At 32.6% G+C, this 18,853-nt stretch carries 17 protein-coding genes; 9 read left to right on the top strand and 8 right to left on the bottom strand.

Annotated features, from left to right (window positions below; all coding sequences use genetic code 11):
• Positions 1–9: 9 nt before the first annotated feature.
• The 4 genes from LQ675_RS04350 to LQ675_RS04365 form a co-directional block, all read right to left on the bottom strand.
• On the bottom strand, positions 10–1,656 hold the full coding sequence (locus LQ675_RS04350) for a phospho-sugar mutase (RefSeq protein WP_159314789.1): 1,647 nt from the start codon (positions 1,654–1,656) through the stop codon (positions 10–12).
• 17 nt (positions 1,657–1,673) lie between these two features.
• Positions 1,674–2,540 carry a UTP--glucose-1-phosphate uridylyltransferase GalU gene (galU, locus tag LQ675_RS04355; protein ID WP_159314788.1) on the bottom strand — a complete coding sequence of 289 codons (867 nt, stop codon included), beginning with the start codon at positions 2,538–2,540 and terminating at the stop codon, positions 1,674–1,676.
• An 11-nt stretch (positions 2,541–2,551) separates the two neighbouring features.
• Entirely contained in the window at positions 2,552–5,308 is a 2,757-nt protein-coding gene (locus LQ675_RS04360) for a CDP-glycerol glycerophosphotransferase family protein (RefSeq protein ID WP_239726582.1), read from the bottom strand.
• 596 nt (positions 5,309–5,904) lie between these two features.
• Positions 5,905–6,774: a MurR/RpiR family transcriptional regulator gene (locus tag LQ675_RS04365; protein WP_239726581.1), complete on the bottom strand. Its 870-nt coding sequence runs from the start codon at positions 6,772–6,774 to the stop codon at positions 5,905–5,907.
• A 157-nt stretch (positions 6,775–6,931) separates the two neighbouring features.
• Between LQ675_RS04365 and LQ675_RS04370 the strand changes: the two genes are divergently transcribed.
• On the top strand, positions 6,932–8,338 hold the full coding sequence (locus LQ675_RS04370) for a 6-phospho-beta-glucosidase (RefSeq protein ID WP_239726580.1): 1,407 nt from the start codon (positions 6,932–6,934) through the stop codon (positions 8,336–8,338).
• 220 nt (positions 8,339–8,558) lie between these two features.
• Here LQ675_RS04370 and panC read toward each other — a convergent pair whose 3' ends face one another.
• Both panC and panB read right to left on the bottom strand, forming a co-directional pair.
• Entirely contained in the window at positions 8,559–9,401 is an 843-nt protein-coding gene (gene panC, locus LQ675_RS04375) for a pantoate--beta-alanine ligase (RefSeq protein ID WP_107602235.1), read from the bottom strand.
• Positions 9,401–10,207: a 3-methyl-2-oxobutanoate hydroxymethyltransferase gene (gene panB, locus LQ675_RS04380; protein ID WP_239726579.1), complete on the bottom strand. Its 807-nt coding sequence runs from the start codon at positions 10,205–10,207 to the stop codon at positions 9,401–9,403. Before panB ends, panC begins: the two co-directional genes overlap by 1 nt.
• Positions 10,208–10,268: 61 nt before the next feature.
• Between panB and LQ675_RS04385 the strand changes: the two genes are divergently transcribed.
• The 5 genes from LQ675_RS04385 (at position 10,269) to LQ675_RS04405 (ending at position 15,126) form a co-directional block, all read left to right on the top strand.
• On the top strand, positions 10,269–11,117 hold the full coding sequence (locus LQ675_RS04385) for an oxidoreductase (protein WP_239726578.1): 849 nt from the start codon (positions 10,269–10,271) through the stop codon (positions 11,115–11,117).
• An 84-nt stretch (positions 11,118–11,201) separates the two neighbouring features.
• Positions 11,202–12,074, top strand: a complete 873-nt coding sequence (locus LQ675_RS04390; RefSeq protein ID WP_239726577.1) for an SDR family oxidoreductase — start codon at positions 11,202–11,204, stop codon at positions 12,072–12,074.
• Between the two features lie 289 nt (positions 12,075–12,363).
• Positions 12,364–13,401 carry a quaternary amine ABC transporter ATP-binding protein gene (locus tag LQ675_RS04395; RefSeq protein ID WP_048541678.1) on the top strand — a complete coding sequence of 346 codons (1,038 nt, stop codon included), beginning with the start codon at positions 12,364–12,366 and terminating at the stop codon, positions 13,399–13,401.
• Positions 13,394–14,230, top strand: coding sequence for an ABC transporter permease (locus LQ675_RS04400; RefSeq protein WP_048541676.1), 837 nt, complete (start codon positions 13,394–13,396; stop codon positions 14,228–14,230). Before LQ675_RS04395 ends, LQ675_RS04400 begins: the two co-directional genes overlap by 8 nt.
• 17 nt (positions 14,231–14,247) lie before the next feature.
• On the top strand, positions 14,248–15,126 hold the full coding sequence (locus tag LQ675_RS04405; protein ID WP_048541674.1) for a glycine betaine ABC transporter substrate-binding protein: 879 nt from the start codon (positions 14,248–14,250) through the stop codon (positions 15,124–15,126).
• Positions 15,127–15,181: 55 nt separating this feature from the next.
• On the opposite strand, the gene LQ675_RS04410 is transcribed toward LQ675_RS04405, so the two are convergent.
• Positions 15,182–15,736 (bottom strand): GNAT family N-acetyltransferase, encoded by a 555-nt coding sequence (locus LQ675_RS04410; protein WP_239726576.1) that lies wholly within the window; start codon positions 15,734–15,736, stop codon positions 15,182–15,184.
• Between the two features lie 212 nt (positions 15,737–15,948).
• Here LQ675_RS04410 and LQ675_RS04415 point away from each other — a divergent pair, with 212 nt between their 5' ends.
• The 3 genes from LQ675_RS04415 (at position 15,949) to LQ675_RS04425 (ending at position 17,634) form a co-directional block, all read left to right on the top strand.
• Positions 15,949–16,389, top strand: a complete 441-nt coding sequence (locus LQ675_RS04415) for an aggregation-promoting factor C-terminal-like domain-containing protein (RefSeq protein WP_048541671.1) — start codon at positions 15,949–15,951, stop codon at positions 16,387–16,389.
• 132 nt (positions 16,390–16,521) lie between these two features.
• Positions 16,522–17,151 carry an NAD(P)-dependent oxidoreductase gene (locus LQ675_RS04420; RefSeq protein WP_048541669.1) on the top strand — a complete coding sequence of 210 codons (630 nt, stop codon included), beginning with the start codon at positions 16,522–16,524 and terminating at the stop codon, positions 17,149–17,151.
• A 69-nt stretch (positions 17,152–17,220) separates the two neighbouring features.
• Positions 17,221–17,634, top strand: coding sequence for an Rrf2 family transcriptional regulator (locus tag LQ675_RS04425; RefSeq protein ID WP_049319572.1), 414 nt, complete (start codon positions 17,221–17,223; stop codon positions 17,632–17,634).
• Positions 17,635–18,028: 394 nt separating this feature from the next.
• Here the strand turns inward: LQ675_RS04425 and LQ675_RS04430 are convergent, their stop codons facing one another.
• Positions 18,029–18,682 carry a CPBP family intramembrane glutamic endopeptidase gene (locus tag LQ675_RS04430; RefSeq protein ID WP_119649210.1) on the bottom strand — a complete coding sequence of 218 codons (654 nt, stop codon included), beginning with the start codon at positions 18,680–18,682 and terminating at the stop codon, positions 18,029–18,031.
• Positions 18,683–18,853: the final 171 nt, after the last annotated feature.

An 18,853-nucleotide genomic window follows, 5' to 3' on the forward strand; every position in this document is an offset into this window, starting at 1 on the left:
CTTTACATCTTATTTTAAATTAAATTTTCTTTCAAATTCCTCAATCACATCATCGAATTTCTCTATATTCAATGAGAAATACAGTTTCATTTTAGGTTCTGTTCCTGATGGTCTAACCGCTATAAATCCTTCTTGAAATATAAACTTAATGAGATCTGTTTTTGGTAAGTGAATGGTTTGGGTCTTACCGTTTTTAACATTAAGTGATTCTTTCGTAATATAATTTTCTATAAACAGTGGTTTTAAATTCTCTATATCTATTGTTTCTAACTGTTTAAAGTCATTCATAATTTGTTTGATTTTCTCTCGTCCTTCTACACCTTCAAATGTTGGTGAGAGGGTCTTATCTTTATAATGACCGAGTTCTTGATAAATATTATTTAATACGTCTTTGAATGTCTTGTTTTCTTGTGCCAGTTGTTCTTTATATTTAATCAATAATGCTGCTGTTTGTATCGCATCTTTATCTCTTGAGAAGTCTTTTACTAAATAACCATGGCTTTCTTCGAAAGCTAAAACTAGTTGTGATTGATTATCTTCTAATTGCTTTAATTGTTCTGAAATGTATTTGAAACCTGTTAATACATTGATAACTTCAATATTTAATGATTGTGCTAATTTTTCACTTAAAGCACCAGTTACGACAGATTTAATCATGTATTTATGTGCATCGCTTGCTAATTGTGCATATCTCAGTTTAATAAGTAATAGTCCAATCTCATTACCATTGAAATATCTTGTTGTCCCATCTTCATAACGTTCAACAATACCGATTCTGTCGGCATCTGGATCGGTTGCGATAATGAGATGAGCCTGTTCTTTCTCAGCTAATTGCTTACTTAATTCAAACGTATCTGCTTCTTCCGGATTAGCTATACGCACTGTTGGAAAATCACCGTTAGGTGTAGATTGTGCTTCTTCAATAACATAGTTTGTATATGACAAATCTTCAAGCACATCTGACAATAAAGGCAGACTTGTTCCATGTAAACTTGTTAAAATCGCTTTTGTTTCAGCTGATTCAAATGAACCAACAAGATTTTTAACCGCTGCTTTATAAGCTTTAGTTGTTTCTTCTTTAAATGGTAAAATCAGTTCACGTTCTTGTAATGCTTCAAGGTTGTCTGTTTGTATATTTAATGGGTCTTCTACTGTATCAATATAACGGCTTAATTCTAATGAAGGCTCGGTTAATAACTGTCCACCATCTGAACCATATACTTTGATTCCGTTATAATTCTTAGGGTTATGACTTGCAGTTATCATAATACCCGCTGTTGTTTTCAAGTGTCGTACTGCGAATGATAGTTCTGGTGTTGATTTGTAGGTTTCTGGCAAGATAACTTCAATACCATTTGTACCCAATACTTTCGCGATTTCTAACGCAAATTCTTTAGATAAATGACGTGTATCAAAATGAATAACGATTTTAGGAGTATTTGTAATATGAGTTAAATATTTAGCTAAACCTAGCGCAAACTTTTGAATCGTGAATTTATTTAATCGACCTGGGCCGATTCCGAACGTACTTCTTATACCTGCTGTTCCAAATGATAATACATCGGTAAATCCCGCTTCAATCTCTTCTTCTGTTTGAACATTATGAAACTGTTCAACTAAGCTTTCAGATAATCTTTGTTCCCATTGTGCTCTCAAAGTTCTAGCTCCTTTACTTAAATTTCTAATGTTTGAATATATCGTTTAATTTCATCACGCATTTCTTCATCTTTTAATGCGTATTCTATTGTTGTCTTCACAAATCCAATTTTCTCTCCGACATCATAGCGTTGTCCTTCAAAATCATACGCGTAAACTTTATCATCTTTATTTAAACGTTCTATCGCATCTGTTAATTGAATTTCTCCGCCACTACCTTCAGTTTGATTCTCAAGATAGTCAAAGATTTGAGGAGATAAAACGTATCTACCCATAATCGCTAAATTTGATGGTGCAGTCCCTTGTTCAGGTTTTTCCACAAAACGACTTACCTCATATAAACGGTCATCTTGTGAATTCGGGTCAATGATACCATAACGATGTGTTTCTGATTCAGGCACCGTTTGTACACCAATAACTGATTTACCTGTCGCTTCATATTGTTCCATTAACTGTTTAATAGCTGGATTGTCAGATTCAACAATGTCATCACCTAGCAGTACTGCGAAAGGTTCGTTTCCAATAAATTGCTTCGCTGTATGGATCGCATGTCCTAATCCTTTTTGTTCTTTCTGTCTTACATAGAAGATATTCGCTAATTCTGTTGAATATTGAACTTTATCAAGTAATTCAATTTTACCTTTCTCATATAAAGTTGTTTCAAGTTCTTTTTGAATATCGAAATGATCTTCAATCGCGCGTTTATGTTTACCAGTTACAATGATAATATCTTCAATTCCAGCACGTGACGCTTCTTCTACGATGTATTGAATTGTTGGTTTATCTAATATTGGTAACATTTCTTTAGGCATTGCTTTTGTAGCAGGTAAAAATCTTGTTCCTAAGCCAGCGGCAGGGATAATTGCTTTTTTTATTTTAGTCATAATAATCTCCTTTACTTAAATACATTTATAAATTCTTGTTTAGATTTTTCTTTATAATAATTGAAATCAAATTCTTCAAACGATTTATTTCCTTCTAGATGTATCATAAGTCCATCTACAAGACCTTCCACACTGTTTTCTGTAATTATCGCTTGATTTTCATTTAAATATTCAGTTGTTTCTTTTAAATTCACTGTTATTACATCAGTATTTAAAGCTAAAGCTTCATATACTACTAACCCTAAACCTTCATAATTTGAAGATAGAATGAAAGCATCCACATGATCTAATAAAGGATATGGGTTGTTTATGCCACCTAGAATTACAATATTTTCCTTTGCAACTGAATCTCGAACCCATTGAATTGTTTGAGATTTTAAAGGTCCATGTGGACATACCATAATTAAAAATACATTTGGATTTTCAATATAGACCTTTTCAAATGCAGCTATTAACTTATCGTGGCCTTTTTGATAATCATATCTTCCAATATTCATGTATACTTTAATTTCTGGATTATACAAGGCATCGAGCATTCTACATTTTGAAACCCTCATCTGATTATATAATTCCACAGAATTAACAATAGGATCCTTCTCATTTAAATTAAAGTATTCATCGATTACATCTTGGTTATTCACAAATAAATGTTTGAACGTTTCTGTTAACTCTCTATCTTTTAAGAAATCTTCATAAAGTCCAGTAATAGAGTTTACAATACTTTTTTCTATTTTATCTTTTTGAGTTACTAATGTTGATTTTGAATGTTCTTCTTTAGTTTCCAATTGCTTTATAGACTCAGTTATATTTTCCGTCAATACTGTTTGTTCTGGATAATCCTGCATTATTTTATCATCTAGCTGTTCTTGATCTAAATTTGCAAAATCCAAATACATATTTTCATTATAAGCATAATCAACATGAACATTATCAATCGATTCTAATAAATTTTCTTTTGCTAGTTTTCTTGTTCTTTGTTCTCCTAGGAAATTATTTACAGTGACTATTTTATTAGAAACTTGTGGTAAATGATTGATAAGATTTGCTTTTAAATTTCTATGAACAAGTACGATTTTATTGGCTTTTTCATATGCACCATAGATAATTTTTTTACTAAAATTCTTTTTAGCTTCGTACTCAGCAAACATATCAGTATGCACCCAGATAGCAGTATTTGTATCAATATGTCGCATCATTTCAGCACTTTTTCTTTCAAAGCCAGTATAATGAATAAACCAATCTATTTTTAAATCACCAAATAGTCTACTAAATTCTTCTTTGAAAATTCTGCTTAAATCTTTTTCCATACCTTTAATTTTGAATTTTTCGTTCCATAAATATCTTTTCATCAGCAATCTATCTTTAATACTACCGTTTATTTCTCCAACTATTGGATAAAAATGAACGTTTTCAGGTAAATCTAACAAGCGATAATAATGTTCTTTTTTTACCTTATCTTTTTCAAAGAAACAAATATAATTTTTTTCTGTAGTATCAATATTTTCTAATGTGTTGATTAAAGCAGTCGTAATACCATTACTCCAAAATCCTCCACTAACAATTACTACTGTTTCTTTACCATTATGAAGATTATGTTCTTCAATCGTTAAATCATCTTTATCTAAAAACATATGATTAATAATGATTTTAGGCGCATCTATCTTGTCATACTTATTATATTCATTTTTAAATTCTTGATAATCGATTTGTTGCGGAATTTGTTCAACTTGCTTTAACAATCCTTCTAAGCTGTTTGATTGTATAAATGGGTATAATGATAAATCGTCATATAAACCTCTATTTTCTTTATAATCTTTATAATCATAAGTATAAAGTATAACTGGTTTACCTAAATTCACGTAATCGTACATTACTGATGAATAGTCTGTGATAAGACAATCAGTGACAGCTAGAAATTCATATGTCTCAATGTTAGACGGGAATGGTTTAACTTTCTCGTATGAATCTGGAATAATAGTTTTTTCAAATGGATGAAGTTTTACGTATAGCACTGTATTTTCATCTAAATTTTCTTCAAAATATGTAATTAACTTTGTAACATGTTGAGAATTCTGTACACTACCAATATTCCCTCTCCATGTAGGCATATATGCTAGCATTTTTTTATTATTTAAATTGAAATCATTTCTATTCTGATTTCTTTTCTCTTCATCAAAAAAGACACTATTTCTTGGAGAAGGACCAACTATAAATTTACCGTTATAGACATTGTTTAAATGATGTGTCCTTGCCAATATTTCCATTGTTTTTTGATTATTAACATATATTCTATCAGCCATATAGAAATTTCTCTGCACATTAGCAATATCTACTACTTTAGGAATATCTTTCCCCATATGTTTTAAAGGCGTTCCATGCCAAATGATATAATACTTCTGTCCTTCTCTCTTATTAAAGAACGGATAAAATGTCGTATCATTTATTAAATATTCACAAGTAGCCATTAATTCGTAGTATTGATTGGACATATGTTTTACAAAATTAATTCTCTTTAATTCTGACTTATCAAATAATAACTCAATATCTTCAGTATCTTTTAAGGAAACATAAATTTTAAAATTAAGTTTACTATTATTTAACAACTCTTTTATCATGTAATAAATATGCCCACTATATGTATCTCCATGCACCGCTTCAAAAAGAATATTTCCTTTTTTAATTTTTTTATTACGTCTTGCATTTACATATATTAACTTACCTTTATTTTTTTTATAATTATTATACTTCTTTAAAACTCTTTTTTTCATTTTTTCCTCTTCTTTCTAATAAATTGTTATCTATTATAATTTTAGGAAATTCAGTCAAACAAGATCAACATAGTCAATCGTCTGTCGCTTATTCTATTCCTCTTTATACTCACCATTTTTAATTTCTAAATAATCTTGAACTATATTTTGTATTTTAATTAATATGTATATTAAAACCGTTGCAATACTCATAAATTTGAAAAATAACTTCATATTCCAGTCCCCTTATCCAATATTTCTTTATTTATAATTTTGTAAAATATCAAGTGAATATTATGAAATATTCACTACTATTTCTATTTATAAAACAACATAATACTAAAAGTGTTTTCAGAAATAGGGAAAATAATACATTTTACACACTTTAATTATATCATTAAAATTCAAAAGAAAAAGATAATTATTTAAGATTGCAAAATTAAAAATCGCTCTACTCAATCAATTAATAATATACATTTGTTTATTTGTATTTATTGAATATTATAATTAAATAAATATAAAACACCTTTAAAATAATATGAAATTAACTAAATTAACTGGTCATAAATGAATGATGTGTTACATGTTTTAAAATTATTATAAAATTTTCCCATCCATCACTTCTCCTGTATCATCTTATTATGCGTCACGCGGTTATCGAAATTTTTAGCGATATTGATTTTAAAATTAGTATGTTTGTCATAATCGGTTCCATACACGCAAGCATACAAGATATCCATTAAGAAACTGATGGAATCTCGTGTTGTGAAGTTACTGATTTTGGAATACAACTTTTCTCTTGTTGAAATGCGCAATATACTGTCTGCGTATTTGGTTACTGTATTTTCACCAATACTTGTGAGTCCGATAATTGGAATATGCTTTTTCTTTAACATCGGTAATAATTTCAAGATGCTTTGATTTTCACCACTATATGAAATGAAGATGGCACATGTATGTTTCGACGACTTTTCTATTTCAAAATGGGGTTCGAGTGCGCAGAGCTTAACGGTCTTGCCAATTTGATTCATTCTCATTTCAAAGTCTTCGCATATCATTAAATTATGATACAGTCCAAAGATTTTGATGGTTTCCGCTTCGTTTAAATACGCGACTGCTTTATCCAATTCTTGATGATCTATTAAATGCACGGTGTCGTCTATCGTTGTTTGATTGAGTCGTGCTAATTTATGGCTAATGGACATGTTATTATCTGATGCATCAAATGGGAAGTTTGCGTCTATTGATTCATAATGTCGGTTTAAGTATTCTACTTCTTCTAAATAATGATCCTTTAACTCTAACCAACCGTCATATCCTAACTTTTTAGCTATGCGAATACCAGTAGAAGGATGTGTATATGTTTCTTTAGAAATTTGATTTAACGTCTTGGACTTAATCTTCTCTCTTTCTTCAAACAAATATTGAATGATACTTTGTTCTGCTTGTGAAAATATATCTTCTTTCATTCTTTCTGTTAAAAGCATATAAATATCTCCTTTTGTAAAAAGTCATTACAAATATCCGGTTTATTTTTAAGAAATTTGTAAATGTCATTTGATAATGCCCGATTTGCCTTTTTAATGATTACTTCTATTTTATACTTAACGTGCATAAGAAAGAAAATATTAGGAGGTCATTATAATGGAAAAAGGGATAAAAATTGTAACTATCGGTGGCGGCAGCAGTTATACGCCTGAATTGATGGAAGGTTTTATTAAACGTTATGAATCTTTACCTTTAAGTGAAATTTGGTTGGTAGACATTCCTGAAGGTAAAGAGAAATTAGAAACTGTCGGCAAAATGGCGCAAAGAATGTGGGATGCTTCTCCATATGATGTCACAGTACATTTATCATTAGATAGACGTGAAGCTTTAAAAGATGCTGATTTCGTTACGACTCAATTTAGAGTGGGTTTATTAGATGCTAGAATTAAAGATGAACGCATTCCTTTATCGCATGGCTTCTTAGGTCAAGAAACGAATGGTCCAGGTGGTATTTTCAAAGCGTTAAGAACAATTCCTATCTTATTAGATATTGTCGAAGATATGAAAGAACTTTGTCCAAATGCATGGTTAATTAATTTTACAAACCCAAGTGGTATGGTTACAGATGCTATCGTACGATACGGCAAATGGGAAAAAGTACTTGGTCTATGTAATGTACCTGTGAATAGTTTAATTAATGAGCCGGAAATGCTGAATGTTGGTGATGGAGAACTTACGCATCACTTTGCAGGGTTAAACCATTTTCACTGGCATCGAGTTAAAGACGCAAACGGTCATGACGTGACTGATCAATTAAATAAACAATTATTTGAAGATGCATCATCGTTACCTTCTAATATCTTTGATGTACCATTTTTCGAAGAACAATTACAACAAATGCAGCTCATTCCATGTGGTTACCATAGATATTACTACCGTGCAGAAGAAATGCTTGAACATGCACTTAAAGAATACAATGATCCAGAAATCGGTACGCGTGCTGAACAAGTTAGACAAACTGAAAAAGAATTATTTGAACTTTATAAAGATGAACATCTCGATCATAAACCAGAACAATTAAGCGAGCGTGGCGGCACACATTATTCAGATGCCGCATGTGAGACAATTGCATCTATCGCTTCAAATAAAAATACACATGTAGTTGTATCTACTGTTAATAAAGGGGCAGTACCAGATTTAGCACCTGATGATGTTGTAGAAGTGTCAGCATATATCAACTCGACAGGTGCTCAACCAATCGCATTCGGTTCCCTACATCCAGCAGAACGCGGATGGTTACAAGTGATGAAGAATATGGAATTATGTGTAGAAGAAGCAGCCGTTACAGGAGATTACGGATTACTATTACAAGCATTTATTATCAATCCATTAATTCAAAGTGGAGAATCTGCGAAACAAGTGATGAATGAATTACTCATTGCTCATAAAGCATACTTACCACAATTTGCAGCAACAATCGCTCAATTAGAAGCACAAGGTGTCACAATTAAAGATGACAAAGCAAGAGCATTGAGTACAGAAGCATCATTGAAAGAAGTTTAAGTATGAAGATAGGAGTCGTGGATGAAGCGTGAGGCAGAATGATGTCTCACGTTTTTTGTGTATGAGTGTGAGTGTGAATGTCGTGCGCTAACGATCTTGTTTATGTTTCTTGGACGTTAGAATTTCTAATGATCTTGTTTTTCACTCTTGATCGTTAGCGACCACCCTCTATATACAAAAAAGCCGATTGTGCTCGTGCACAATCGGTTTCATTATTTTCTTATATTATAATATTATCTATTAATCTTGCTTGGCTAAATTTAACGGCTAGTGAGATAAAGATTTGTCCTTCTATTGTATGTTGTTCTTCTAATTCTGGATAACTATAAATTGCGACTTCTACGATATCTCCGCTCACGTTACTTTCTAAATATTGCGTGATGGTTTGTATTAAGACATCACTATTTCTTTCGCCTTCGTCATATTTCTTCTTAGCTAATGCTAAACTTTTAGATAAATGTACGGCTTCTTTTCTTTCTTCTTCTGTTAAATAGATATTTCTTGAACTTTTTGCTAATCCGTCTGCTTCTCGCACGATATCTATTGGTACAATTTGAATTGAGTGGTTAAAGTCTTCTACCATTTTTTCTATTATAGCGAGTTGTTGTGCGTCTTTTTTACCAAAGTACGCGTGTGTTGGTTGAATAATATTAAACAGCTTGTTAACGACTGTTACAACGCCATCAAAGTGACCTGGTCTCTTCTTACCTTCAAGCACTTGTGCTAAACGACCTACTGTAATCGTCATCTCTAGTTCTCCTGGATACATTTCTTCAACTGTTGGATGAAATACATAATCTACGCCAATTTGTTTAAGCTTCTCTAAATCAGATTCAAATGGTCTTGGGTAATCATCAAAGTCTTCATTAGGTCCAAATTGTAATGGATTTACAAAAATACTCACTGCAGTTACATCATTTTCTTCTATTGATTGTTTCATCATTTTTAAATGGCCATCATGCAATGCACCCATGGTTGGTACGAGTCCTATTGTTTTACCTTGAGATTTAAATTGAGATACGATTGAATTCATATCTTTAATTCGTTCTACTACTTGCGTCACTACTCTGTCTCCCCCATCACTTTCTTCTTATATGTGTGTGCTTCTGAAGGGAATGCACCACTTTTAACTTCTTCATGATATGCTTTTAGTGAGTCTATACCATTTGAAAAATCACCGTATTGTTTCACAAATTTAGCAATATGTTCTGAACCGTAATTTAATAAATCATGATATACGAGTACTTGACCATCTGTACCTTTTCCTGCGCCTATACCGATAACTGGAATTGTCAGTTGTTCTGTAATCACTTCTGCTAAATCACTTGGAATCGCTTCTAATACGAGCATCACTGCACCTGCTTGTTCAACTGCTTTCGCATCTTCTATGAGTTGTTCAGCTTCTCTTTTTGAACTTGCTTGTAATTTATAACCTGTAATGCCGACGCTTTGAGGTGTTAAGCCTAAATGAGATACGACTGGTACACCAATTTGAGTACAACCTTGAATCAATGTCGTATGCACACCTTCGATTTTTACAGCGTTTGCTTTAGTATCTTTATATAATTGAATCGCGTTTTTCATATCGGTTGTATGGTCGATACCGACTGCTCCAAAAGGTACATCAACGATTACGTAACTATCTGGTGCACCTCTTCTAACAGCTTTCGCATGATGTGTCATATCTTCCATAGTCACTTCGACTGTACTATCGTAGCCCAACACAACCATTCCTAAAGAATCGCCTACTAAAATAGTGTCTATACCTGCTGCTTCTGCTTGTTTAGCACTTGGATAATCGTATGCTGTAATCATGGATATTTTTTCTTTTTGTTCTTTCATGGTCAACAATTGTTTAATGGTTTTCATCCCGTACCACCCTCTTATATTTGTTATTATGTATATATTAACATTGAAAGGAAAATAATAAATGAAAAAGTTTGGAATAATCGGTCCTGGTGCTGTGGGTACAGCCATTACATTTGCTTTAACACAATCAAACCTTGATGTTACGCTGTTTGGAAGATCAAACGCTACAGTCTATTTCCAAGAATACAATCAAGATGTGCAACATTCATTTCCCGTTCACTCTTTAGAAGATGCACATGAAAAAGTAGATATTTTATTTATCGCTGTTAAAGCAACGCAACTCGACGTAATCATCCCATATCTTCATCATATCCTCCATGCTAATAGCGTTATTATTTTAACTCAAAATGGCTATGGACAGTTAGAAAAAATTGATCACCCGCACAAATTTCACGCTGTCGTATATATAAGCGGACAAAAAGAAGGCAACGTCGTAACGCATTTTAGAGATTGGACTTTAAGATTACCTATTCATGCGTACACATTAGACATTAAAAATTTAACTAAAGATAGTTTACTCAATATTGAATGCCTCCAAGATTACGATCAACACGTTTGGTATAAATTAATCGTCAATTTAGGTATTAATACGGTAACTGCACTAACGAGACAACCTGCTCGTGTACTTAAGCATGATCAAATACATGCACTTTGTTACAACTTATTAGTTGAAGGTAATCGTGTTGCTAAAGCTGAAGGTATTTATTTTGATGATGATTTTGAAAAAAGCATTATGAAAATTTATGAAGGATATCCAGATGATATGGGTACAAGTATGTATTACGACATAATAAGTGAAAAACCTTTAGAAACGACGTTTATACAAGGTTATATCTACAAAATTAGCCAAAAACATCATTTAGCAACACCTTATATAGATAGTACTTATGCAATTTTAAGTACATTTTAATGCATAAATTTGCAATCCCATTCGTTTCATTTTACTTTTTTAGGGTAAAGTATATTATCATTTTAACAAGAGGTGATTAACTTTATGAAAGATAAATTCGAACAAAAGCACGAAGAAATAGAAGGATACACTCAAGACGTACAACCTGGTATAGAGCACGAGATGGAACCAAAGCCTATTATTGAAGATGAAGATTATAAAGCTGGTGGTAAATTGAAAGGAAAAGTTGCACTGATTACTGGTGGTGATTCTGGTATAGGTGAAGCAACTGCCATCTTATTTGCTAAAGAAGGTGCAAATGTAGCTATCGCTTATTATGATGAAGACAAAGATGCTAAATATGCATTAACAAGACTTGAAGAACTAGGTATCAAAGCAAAGGCATATAAACACGACTTAAAAATAGAAAATCACGCCAAAGAACTTGTAAACAAAGTCATTGAAGACTTTGGGCAAATCAATATATTAGTTAATAATGGTGGTATCCAACATCCACAAGATAATTTCGAAGATATTACTAAGGAACAATTACAAGAAACTTTTGAAACCAATTTCTTTGGAATGTTTTACTTATGCCAAGCTGTATTACCTCACTTAAGTAAAGAAGACACAATTATTAATACGACTAGTGTAACGGCTTATCGTGGTTCAGCCCATTTAATTGATTATTCATCTACTAAAGGCGCCATTGTATCATTCACGCGTTCTCTTGCGGCTTCGTTAGCTAGTAAAGGGATTCGTGTTAATGCAGTTGCACCAGGACCGATATATACACCATTAATCCCCGCAACTTTCGATAAAGACAAAGTAGAAAATGCTGGATCAGATACACCACTAGGTAGACGAGGGCAACCAAGTGAAAATGCACCTGCTTTTGTTTATTTAGCTTCCCAAGATTCTACTTATGTTACCGGACAAGTCATTCACATCAATGGAGGAGACTTTATGACAACTTAATATGATATTAAAAAAGATTTAAAAAATTTTTTTCTGTAATTCTAGAAATTTTAAAGCGCTAATTTAAATATGAAGATTCTCGATATTTTATATTTAAGTAAGCGCTTACTTTGTATTCATTATAGGAACAATTGTTACTATTTATTTTTTAAAATTAAATGCAAAACTGTAAAATTTAATCATAAGAATTATACCCTTAATGTTAAAATATTGTGCGATATCAATTTGACTATTAAAATTTCGTATGATAGCGTTATAGAAGTCAATAAATCGATAAGGACTGGTTATTTTGAGTAATATACAAATCAAAGACGTTACTAAAGTATTCGGCAATTACAATGACCAGGTTAAGTCACTTTTACAGGATGATAAAACGAAAGAAGAAATCCTTAAGGAAACTGGTTCGACAGTAGCTGTCAAAAATGCAAATTTCACAATTGAAGATGGAGAGATATTTGTTGTAATGGGTCTTTCCGGGAGCGGTAAATCAACACTGATTCGTTTGATTAATCGTTTAATTGATCCAACTGATGGAGATATCTTAATTAACGATAAGAACATTTCTTCGTTAAATAAAGAAGACTTACGTAACTTTAGACGTGAGAATTTAAGTATGGTATTCCAAAGTTTCGCATTATTTCCCTTCAAAACAGTTGTTGAGAATGTCGCATTTGGCTTAGAAATTAAAAACGTTTCAAAAAAAGAGCGTTTAAAAAAAGCAGAAGATGCTTTAAATTTAGTTGGTCTAGCGGGATATAAAGATCAATTACCAAAACAATTATCTGGTGGTATGCAGCAACGTGTAGGTTTAGCAAGAGCACTTGCTAATGACACAGATATTTTATTAATGGATGAAGCCTTCTCAGCATTAGATCCACTGATTCGTAAAGAAATGCAGAATGAGCTTTTACAACTACAACAAGACATGCAAAAAACAATCATATTTATTACACATGATTTAGATGAAGCCCTTCATATTGGTGATAGAATTGCTTTAATGAAAGATGGCGAAATCGCTCAAGTTGGTACACCGGAAGAGATTGTTATTAATCCTGGTGACGACTACGTTAAAGACTTTGTTAAAGATATTGATCGTTCTAAAGTATTAAAAGTTAAACATATTATGGAGAAAGTTGAGAATGTTGAATTAGTAGATGGCATGTCATTTATAGATGCCGAGTCGCTACTTTATCAAACATTCCCTCACTTCAAATCTGGCACACACGAACTTTGGATTAAGAAAGACAATAAAATTGTCGGGAAACTTAATTTCCAAGATGTATTCGATGTATTAGCACAGGGAAATGAGGTGATGAATCATGCTTAATATGTTGCCTATTTTACCTGTTTCAGATTGGGCTAACGCATTTGTAGAATGGTTAACAGAAACTTTTAGTTTTATTTTTGAACCGATTAAGACGTATCTTGGTGACTTTATGCAACTTATCATTTCATTACTAGAGTTGTTACATCCGTTTGTCTTTATCATTATCATCATGGTTCTTGCTTACTTTGTTATGAATAAGAAAATTGTTGCCCCTATTTTAGTAGGTATTGGTTTATTCTTCATTTATAACCAAGATTTATGGGATCAATTACTGAACACGATGACACTTGTTATTATCAGTAGTTTGCTATCTGTTATTATCGGTGTTCCGCTCGGTATTTTAATGTCTAGAAGCGATCGTTTCCAAGCAGTTATGAAACCTATTTTAGACTTTATGCAAACAATGCCAGCATTCGTATATTTAATTCCAGCAGTCGCATTCTTCGGAATTGGTATGGTTCCAGGTGTATTCGCATCTATTATATTTGCAACTCCACCAACAATACGTTTAACAAACTTAGGTATTAGACAAATATCTGCTGAATTAATAGAAGCAAGTGATTCATTTGGTACAACATCCATGCAAAAATTAATTAAAGTACAACTCCCTCTTGCTAAAGCATCTATCATGGCAGGTGTAAACCAAACTGTAATGTTAGCTTTATCAATGGTTGTAATAGCATCAATGATTGGTGCACCGGGATTAGGTAGAGATGTGTTAAGTTCTCTACAACGTGCAGAAGTCGGTTCAGGTTTCGTAGCAGGTTTAAGTATCGTTATCCTTGCTATTATCATCGACCGCTTTACACAATCATCTAAAAACAAATAATCTAGGAGGAATTACTTATGAAGAACAAATGGCGTGTACTCGTACTTATGCTTTCTTTAGCACTAGTGTTAGCAGCATGTGGCAATGGTGGCTCAAGTGAAGATGGAGACTTAGGTAAAAAAGATATTAACTTATCTTACGTTGAATGGGATTCAGAAATTGCTTCAACACATGTTATGCAAAAAGTTTTAGAAGATGAAGGTTACAATGTTGAAATCACACCTTTAGATAATGCCGTAATGTGGGAATCTGTTGCTTCTGGTGAAACAGATGCAATGGTTAGTGCTTGGTTACCAGGTACACACGGGGATTTATACAAAAAACATAAGAAAAATCTTGATGACTTAGGTCCAAACCTTAAAGGGGCTAAAATCGGACTTGTTGTAAATAAAGATTTCGATGGCGATTCAATTTCTGACTTGAAAGACCAAGCTGGTAAGAAAATCGTTGGTATCGAACCAGGTGCTGGTGTTGTAAAAGCATCTGAAAAAGCAGTTAAAGATTATAACTTAGATGGATGGAAAGTTGAAACTTCTTCATCAGGTGCAATGGCTACAACATTAGGTCAAGCTATGAAAAAAGGTGACGACATCGTTGTAACTGGTTGGTCACCACACTGGAAATTCCAAAAATATGACTTGAAATACTTGAAAGACCCTAAAGGCTCATTTGGTAAAGCTGAGCACATTAATACAATGGCTCGTAAAGACTTGAAAAAAGACAGCCCTAAAGCATATGAAACTTTAGATAACTTCAATTGGACTACTAAAGACATGGAATCTGTTATGTTAGATATCCAAGAAGGTACATCTCCTAAGAAAGCTGCAGAAAAATGGGTAGATGATAACCAAGATAAAGTAAAAGAATGGACGAAAGATTCTAAGAAAGATAAATAATCCATCTTTTATAAAATGCCCCTATACCACGGGAATAATGGTATAGGGGCATTTTTTATACGTTTAACTTCCTATTTAATATATCTTCCATCATCAACCAACCTTTTTGATCCGAGTTGTCTGGGTCATATGGTTCGAAACCATAATTTAAATACATATTAATGGCTGGATAACTGGTTGTTTGTGTCGTTAAATACACTTCTTTATGACCAAGCTCAATTATTTTGTTAAGTGCTACGCTTAATAATGGCTTTGATAATTTCTTACCTTGATATTCCGGTTTAATGGCTACGAAATGCATTCTACCTATATGTGAGTCTGTTAAAGGTAATTGACCGAACCATGCTGTTGTCGTCCCTATTACGTCACCTGAATTATTCTCAATAAATAAACATCTATATTTCATTTCTTCTATATGAGAGCCAAATTCTTTATGAAACCTTTGCAATGCTTCATCTATATTTGAAAATTCCCCTGCAGCAGTTTCAACTTCTGCCCAAAGACGTTCGTCCCCTTCTTCAAACATTCTAATTGAGTAGCCTTCTGGTAATTCATATTCAGGTATGTTATCTAAATGATTTCTAATCATCTTAAGCTTAATTCTTTCCATAATAATACACCTCTATTTCTACAAAGTTACTGTAAACGTTTCAAATTACAACTTGTCATATACCTATTATCTTTTTAATCTGACTGTCATAAAAGAAATTTTATTTTTATTCTCCTGTAACCTATGATATCAAAAATGATGTTAGAGTGTATGAAGTAATAAAGATACAAAATATATAAACGCTTTATATAGCTCATGGAGGAAATTTATTTATGAAGAAATTATTATTTGCAACAACAGCTGCAGCAGGGATTATTGCTTCAGGATTTGGCGCTCAAGCAGATGCAAGTGAATATACAAACTACTCTAATCAAAATACAAACTATAACTATACAACTACACAAGTCGCTCAACCGACTCAAGCAACTCAAACTACAGAATCAACTGATTCATCTAATACAAGTGAAGTATATAAAGAGTTTATCGCTGCTGGCGGTACAAAAGCATTATGGGATAACATCGTAATGCCTGAATCTAGTGGTAACCCAAATGCCGTAAATGAACTTGGCTACAGAGGTCTTGGTCAAACTAAAGAATCTTGGGGTACAGGTAGTGTCGCTGAACAAACTAAAGGCATGATCAACTATGCTAAAGAACGTTACGGTTCAATCGAAGCTGCAATTGCTTTCCGTCAAGCTAACAACTGGTGGTAAGATATAAATAAACATCTGCTATGTGGATTTCCACATAGCAGTTTTTTTATACACAAAACCTTTGACAAAACCAGATATACATATTATACTCAACTTGTATCTAAAATAAATACAAGAAAGAGGTTATGTAAAATGAAAATAGGTGTTATAGCAGCAAACGGTAAAGCAGGTAAACTCATTACAGAAGAAGCAATTAACAGAGGATTAGATGTAACAGCCATCGTTCGTAACGAAAATAAAACAGTGGCAACACAATCTATTATTAAAGATATATTTGATTTAACAACTGAAGACTTAACACAATTCGATGTTGTTGTAGATGCTTTCGGTGAAATTAGAGAAGACAAACTTCATTTACACCAAGACTCTATTCAACATTTAAGTGATATTTTATCAAACACAAACACACGATTAATCATTATCGGAGGCGCTGGTAGTTTATTCGTTGATGATCAATTAGAAAATCAACTATTCGATACACCTGATTTTCCAGAAGTATTTAAACCACTTGCAAAAGCTCAAGGAAAAGCACTTGTAGACCTTCGTAAAAGAGATGACGTACGCTGGACATTTATAAGTCCTGCAGCAGAATTCATAGCTGATGGAGAAAGAACTGGAGAATACATTTTAGCTGGGGAAGTCTTCACTTTAAATGATAAAGGTGAAAGTAAAATAAGCTATGCTGATTACGCCATTGCCTTAGTAGATGAAGCAACTGAAGGTAACCATATCCAAGAAAGAATTTCAGTATTATCAAAATAATACACATTTACTATCGCAATTCTCATCTCTCAAAGTTATAATAAATAAGGAATCTAAGAGGTGAAAAGCGTGAATACACAAATATCAGTAGCAATTCATATATTATCATTACTATCTGTTAATAAAGAACCTATATCCAGTAAATTTATAGCAGGTAGCATTAATAGTAACCCTACACTTGTAAGAAAAATATGTAAATATTTAAGAAATGGTAACTTAATCGAAAGCCAACAAGGTAAATCAGGCTATCGACTCGCTCAATCAGCAGATCAAATCTTATTAGGCGACGTTTATAAACTTATTCAAGATGAAGAGCATTTCGCTAAAATTCATCAAGACACAAATCCAGATTGTATTATCGGTCAAAATATACAGTCTGCATTAGATGATGTTTACACACAAGTGGATCAACAAATTATTGATACACTCAATCAAACATCCATATTAGATTTAACATCTAAAATGACCGAAACCGTACAGTAAATTTAATCATATAGAAAAAGCTGGAGACATCTTTAACAACAGATGTCTCCAGCTTTATTTTTTGTATAAAATGAGGAGCGCACGATATCTCTCAGTCTTCGTGCGATACACCCTTATTTTGTGCCTTAGCGCACGATATCTCTCAGTCTTCGTGCGATACACCCCTATTTTGTGCACTAGCGCACGATATCTCTCAGTCTTCGTGCGATACACCCCTATTTTGTGCACTAGCGCACGGTATCTCTCAGTCTTCGTGCGATACGCCCCTATTTTGTGCCTTAGCGCACGATATCTCTCAGTCTTCGTGCGATACACCCCTATTTTGTGCCTTAGCGCACGATATCTCTCAGTCTTCGTGCGATACACCCCTATTTTGTGCCTTAGCGCACGATATCTAATTAAAAAACACCAAATATATAAGAATATGTATGAAATTATTTAATCCATGCGCTACTATGGCTACTTCTAATCGGTTGGTCTTTAAATAAAGTGCACCAAATAATAATCCTAATCCAAAGTAAATGATAAACTCACCTATACTTGATGGTCCATGTAACAATCCAAATAGTACGCTAGATATGATATATCCTATTAATAGATGTCCTTTAAACACCCCTTTTAGAATGAAACCTCGAAATATAAGTTCTTCGAAAAATGGTCCTAGTATCACAAATATAATAATAGAGATGTATAGAGGTAATGTGTTTAAATCTTTATATACTTCCATTTGATTTTGTGGTTGTCCTATTACTGCTGATACAGACCAATACATGATAAGTGCGATACCTAATGTACTAATGGTATAAATGATGTCTGTTTTCTTTAAAGGTTCCAATTTAATGAGTTGTAATTGGAATCTATGTATTAAATAAAATAACAGGCTAAATAATAAACATCCTATAAATACAATGAACCAATTGCTAGCTAACGCAATCGATGTATATGTACCCATACATATTATAATGAGCAAACATGACTTCAAGGTCACATACTTCGCTTGATTTTGAAAAATCGGCTCATTATCTTCGAATATTTGTTTCATACTCATTTATTTATCCTCATTTCAATAAATTAACAGATTATTTTTATAAATAAATGTATTTCATTTATTATAACAAAAATTTCGAACTAATAGCGGTTTATAGTTTCTTTAAAATCGAACTGTTTGTAAATTTTTAACAAACTATACTAACATTACCAAGAAAAATGACGTATATTA

The organism is Mammaliicoccus sp. D-M19 (genome assembly GCF_022386695.1).
Lineage (GTDB): Bacteria > Bacillota > Bacilli > Staphylococcales > Staphylococcaceae > Mammaliicoccus > Mammaliicoccus sciuri.

Excerpts from the sequence above, each read along its gene's own strand:
- galU (WP_159314788.1), bottom strand. The coding sequence starts at position 2,540 with ATGACTAAAATAAAAAAAGCAATTATCCCTGCCGCTGGCTTAGGAACA.
- LQ675_RS04360 (WP_239726582.1), bottom strand. The coding sequence starts at position 5,308 with ATGAAAAAAAGAGTTTTAAAGAAGTATAATAATTATAAAAAAAATAAA.
- LQ675_RS04365 (WP_239726581.1), bottom strand. The coding sequence starts at position 6,774 with ATGCTTTTAACAGAAAGAATGAAAGAAGATATATTTTCACAAGCAGAA.
- LQ675_RS04370 (WP_239726580.1), top strand. The coding sequence starts at position 6,932 with ATGGAAAAAGGGATAAAAATTGTAACTATCGGTGGCGGCAGCAGTTAT.
- panB (WP_239726579.1), bottom strand. The coding sequence starts at position 10,207 with ATGAAAACCATTAAACAATTGTTGACCATGAAAGAACAAAAAGAAAAA.
- LQ675_RS04385 (WP_239726578.1), top strand. The coding sequence starts at position 10,269 with ATGAAAAAGTTTGGAATAATCGGTCCTGGTGCTGTGGGTACAGCCATT.
- LQ675_RS04390 (WP_239726577.1), top strand. The coding sequence starts at position 11,202 with ATGAAAGATAAATTCGAACAAAAGCACGAAGAAATAGAAGGATACACT.
- LQ675_RS04400 (WP_048541676.1), top strand. The coding sequence starts at position 13,394 with ATGCTTAATATGTTGCCTATTTTACCTGTTTCAGATTGGGCTAACGCA.
- LQ675_RS04405 (WP_048541674.1), top strand. The coding sequence starts at position 14,248 with ATGAAGAACAAATGGCGTGTACTCGTACTTATGCTTTCTTTAGCACTA.
- LQ675_RS04410 (WP_239726576.1), bottom strand. The coding sequence starts at position 15,736 with ATGGAAAGAATTAAGCTTAAGATGATTAGAAATCATTTAGATAACATA.
- LQ675_RS04415 (WP_048541671.1), top strand. The coding sequence starts at position 15,949 with ATGAAGAAATTATTATTTGCAACAACAGCTGCAGCAGGGATTATTGCT.
- LQ675_RS04420 (WP_048541669.1), top strand. The coding sequence starts at position 16,522 with ATGAAAATAGGTGTTATAGCAGCAAACGGTAAAGCAGGTAAACTCATT.
- LQ675_RS04430 (WP_119649210.1), bottom strand. The coding sequence starts at position 18,682 with ATGAGTATGAAACAAATATTCGAAGATAATGAGCCGATTTTTCAAAAT.